At 62.3% G+C, this 3894-nt stretch carries 3 protein-coding genes and 1 pseudogene; 3 read left to right on the top strand and 1 reads right to left on the bottom strand.

The features are described from left to right. Positions 1–244 precede the first annotated feature (244 nt). Positions 245–2308, bottom strand: a complete 2064-nt coding sequence (locus CKO28_RS27070; RefSeq protein WP_200344532.1) for a recombinase family protein — start codon at positions 2306–2308, stop codon at positions 245–247. Positions 2309–2771: 463 nt separating this feature from the next. Between CKO28_RS27070 and CKO28_RS28750 the strand changes: the two are divergent. From CKO28_RS28750 to CKO28_RS27085, 3 genes and pseudogenes are all read left to right on the top strand, one after another. Beyond that, positions 2772–2969 (top strand): annotated as a pseudogene (locus CKO28_RS28750) (transposase domain-containing protein); the annotation flags it as partial. After that, a complete protein-coding gene (locus CKO28_RS27080) occupies positions 2966–3574 on the top strand; it encodes a UPF0149 family protein (protein ID WP_200344536.1) in 609 nt (202 codons plus the stop codon). The pseudogene CKO28_RS28750 and the gene CKO28_RS27080, both read left to right, overlap by 4 nt. Positions 3575–3639: 65 nt before the next feature. Beyond that, positions 3640–3894: hypothetical protein (locus CKO28_RS27085; protein ID WP_200344538.1), on the top strand; the 255-nt coding region annotated here is incomplete at its 3' end.

Below are 3894 nucleotides of genomic sequence, written 5' to 3' on the forward strand. Positions count from 1 at the left end.
CAGCGACGTCCTGCGGGCGGCGGTTTTGCGGCGGCATCAGCTTGGCCAACGCCGCATCCTTGCGCTCCTGGGAATACTCGGGCAAACCCAACTCCTCGGCTCGAGTGGTCGGTTAAGACTACAGGTTACTGTAGCTGCCAACCAGTCTGACGCCCAGGGAACAGCAAATGCGGCCGGTGGCCCTGGGAAGGCGCAATAGTCTGTTCGCGGGGTCCGACGAGGGCGTTTCATACTGCTCATCTCGCTATGTGGTTGATTTCTCAAGCCAGTTTTCCTGGCGTTCATCTGACGCCGGGCGTCGTGCCCGGCGTTCGTCGGCCTTCCACCGGACATCGTCGAGTTCGAGGTCGGCGTGTTGGATGATCCAAGGCGCGCCTGGGCAATGCTGTGAGGCTGGGATGGTCCCGTCGAGGATCAGCCGCCGGATCGTCGACGAGCTAACGGCCAGGGCCGTGGCGGCTTCTTCAAGCGTAGCCTCACCACGCTCGCTTCGCTCACCGTCTCGATAGATTGCTATCTTGTTGCGATTGCGTAGCGAGCATACCGCTGTACGGGTCCATCCCTTACCGTGAGGCGTTTTCTTACCTGAACGGTTCAGAACCGCAGCAATTGTCTGATCGGGCATCTGGCGTGCCAGAATGCGGACCAGATCGATCACGTCGTGATCGGTTGTGTATCGGTTTTGACCAACGCGGTTCTTTTTGACCGCCAGTTTCGTGTGATCCCCACCTCGCCAATGGATTATCAGGGCAAGTTTATCGTCGACGACATCGACAACGATCTCTTCGACAACCGTCCGGATGATCTTCTTGCGTGTTTCGATTGTCGCGCCAGGGCTATCCCATGCACGGGCGAGATCGTGGCCCAGCGCCATGAGCCGCGTTCGATCCGTCTCTGAAAGAGCGGGTTGGCTGGTGGCAGAGAGGCTCTCCAGCTCCATTTCGAGGTTCGCAACGTCAATCAAGCGCTCATTCCAGCGGCGCTCCAGTTCGCCGGCGACAAGCCGGTTATCCGGATCCGCGGCGTCGTACTGCCGTTGAGCTTTGTGCGCTTCGTAGCGCGCCTGCTGCAGCGCCAACTCCAACTGGGCCCGCTTATCGCTGTGCTGCTGTCCATGCGTGTCGATCGCTTGCAGCGCGGCCTCGACGCCGAGTGGCTGAAGTCTCTCCAGCACCTCCCGGGCGACCGCACGGTCAACGCGGACGCCGCCAAAGCTGATGCAAAGGGCGGCGGCCTGCTGATTGAAAGCCCCAGCGCAAGCATAGCCATAGCCTTGGCCATAACGGACATGGAGTTTCTTCCCGCATCGCCCGCAACGAAACAAGCCGGGCAACAAAGCCTCTCCGGATCGCACCGCCCCTCGACTCATGAAGCGTTTACCATTGCTGTTGTCGGCGATCAGCTTCTGGTTTCTCTCGAACTCGTCCCAGGAAATATAGCCTTCGTGGTGATCGCGGATCAGGACCTCCCACTCGCGCCAGTCTTGCCGGATTGTTCTGACAACACGTTTTTGCCCGTATTCGATCGCGACCCGTCCGGTTCGTCGACCAAAAACATAAGCGCCAGCATACACCGGATTTCTGAGTATGTGATGCAGCGTCGGGTACACAGGAAGGCGCCACACGATCCGATCGGCATGCTTCCCTTGTCCGGCGAACGGCAGCCGGATCTGTTCCTGGCGGCACCATACGAGCACCTGGCGAACGGTCTGGAGTTCCGCGAACTTCCGAAAGACCAGAGAGATCGCCTCTTGCACGCGTGTGTCGGGATCTTTCTCGATGCGGTCGTCTTGCTTCACATAGCCGACCGCGACTGTGAGGAGGAGTTCGCCCCGGCGCGCCTTCTGTCGGATGGCCTCGCGCGAGCGCTGGCGGAAAACCGACCCCTCCATCTCGCTTATGGTGCCTTTCATCCCGAGCAGAAGGCGATCGTTCGGCATGGCGGGATCGTAGACCCCTTCCTCATCGACGAGCAGGGTTCCGACGATACCGCAGAACTCGAGCAAGGTATGCCAATCGCGTCCGTTCCGGGCCAGACGGGAGGCCTCCAGCGAGAAGACGGCGCCGACACGTCCCTCGCAAATGCCGGCCAGGAGCTTCTCGAACCCCGGCCGCCGGCCACCGCCCCCGGACCGACCAAGGTCATCGTCGATCACCTCGACATCCGCCCAGCCAAGCTGTTTTGCGCGGTCGGCGAGACCGTACTGCCGCCGTTGGCTCTCCAGGTTGTGCGTGACCTGGAACGCGGAAGACTGTCGGACATAAACGACGGCATCCCGGGCCAAGTGCTCAGGCGTTATCCGCGTCATCGTTCGCCTCCATCACCTGAGCGGTCAGAACTTCCTGCAGCAGGGTCTGAAGCTGCCTTACCACGTCCAGGCGATCGGACTCCTCCAACCTCGGCCCGTTCAACGTGTTGATTAGAAACAGATTCAGTTGTATCGCCGCTCCCTTTTGTAGCACCTTCCCCTCCCGAGCTGGGTTTCCTGCAACTATCGCAGGCGTGCACCGAGTCGAGGAAGGCTCTTAGATCAAAGAGCGCGCCTAAACTGAAAGTTGGGGTGTCAACGAGACTGGATGGGCACCCACTTTCGACCATCCAGACCGGGAGAAAGGCCTTTGGTCCATCCGTTGGGTGATCAATCGGGCGAACCGTGATATGGGCCGCGCCATTGTGTTCTTGCTCGGCTACAACGACCACGCGCTGACCGAACAGAGGGTGGAAAGGGTACATGACCTCAACCTCACGCCCCAGATTCCGGGCATTATGAGGTCTCTTCCGAGGGCGGGGCGGAAACCTGGGCGATCCTGGCCTCGCTGATCCAGACGGCCAAGCTCAACGATCTCGACCCGTTGACCTATCTCGCCGACGTGCTGCAGCGGATCGTCGACGGCAGCGTCCCTGTCAACCGGCTGGACGCGCTGCTGCCCTGGAACTGGACGGCGACCGAGGTGGCGCAGGCGGCATGAGCGACGACCACGGCAGGGCGAACGCCATGGGCGTCGAGGAACTCGCCGCCTACCTGGCCGAGGCAACGTTGAATCCGCCGATCGCCGATCTCGCCACCCTCGACGGCTATCTGAGCGCGCTGGTGGTTGGGCCGAAGTTCATCCACCCCCAGCAGTTCATGCCGGAAGTGCTGGGTCCCAAGGCGGACCTCAGCCTCACTGCGTGGACCGAGGCCCTGCGCGCGGTCCAGGGAATCGCCGCGGAGTACAACCGGATCGCCACGACCCTGTCCGATCAGCCACGGGCCTATGCGCCGCGGTTCGGCCGCACGGCCGACGGCCATACGGACCCGAGCCCGTGGTGCGACGGGTTCGGTCGGGCGATCCGGCCCCGCCGGCGGCTCTGGAAGCGTCTGCTCGACACCGGCCGGGCGGAGTTCCGGATGATCGATCCGATTCTGGCGCATGCCTCGCCGGCGACCGCCCGTGCGTTGCTGGGTCCGAAGGCCCTCGATCTGTCGTTGCCCGAAGCCCATCCGGCGCCCACCATCGCCGCAGCCGTCGTCACGTTGCGCGGCTATTGGATGCCCGACCGCGCGAAAGCCAGCCGCAACGCATCGCGTTGATACTTGGCAGCAGGCTGCCGGGCCGCCTACCGTAATCGCTGGTATGATCCTCGCGGAGACAGGCTATGCAGACGGCACGTGAACTTTGGCAGGAGCAATGCGAAGCCGCTCGCGGGGTGCGCGAGCGGTTCGGTGTGCAAGCCGCGTTCGACTATATCGTCGGCGAGAAACTCCAGTTGTTCGCTGAAAGCGCGGAAAGGGATCGGCGCCTTGCCGCGGATCTGCCCTGGTTTGTTGCCGAGGCGCGTCAGCTGTTCACAGCCGACGAAATCGAACATCATCTCCAGCGTCTGGAACGCCAACTCACCGCGGACGCCGAA

It is taken from the genome of Rhodovibrio sodomensis (genome assembly GCF_016583645.1).
Classification (GTDB): Bacteria; Pseudomonadota; Alphaproteobacteria; order Kiloniellales; family Rhodovibrionaceae; genus Rhodovibrio; species Rhodovibrio sodomensis.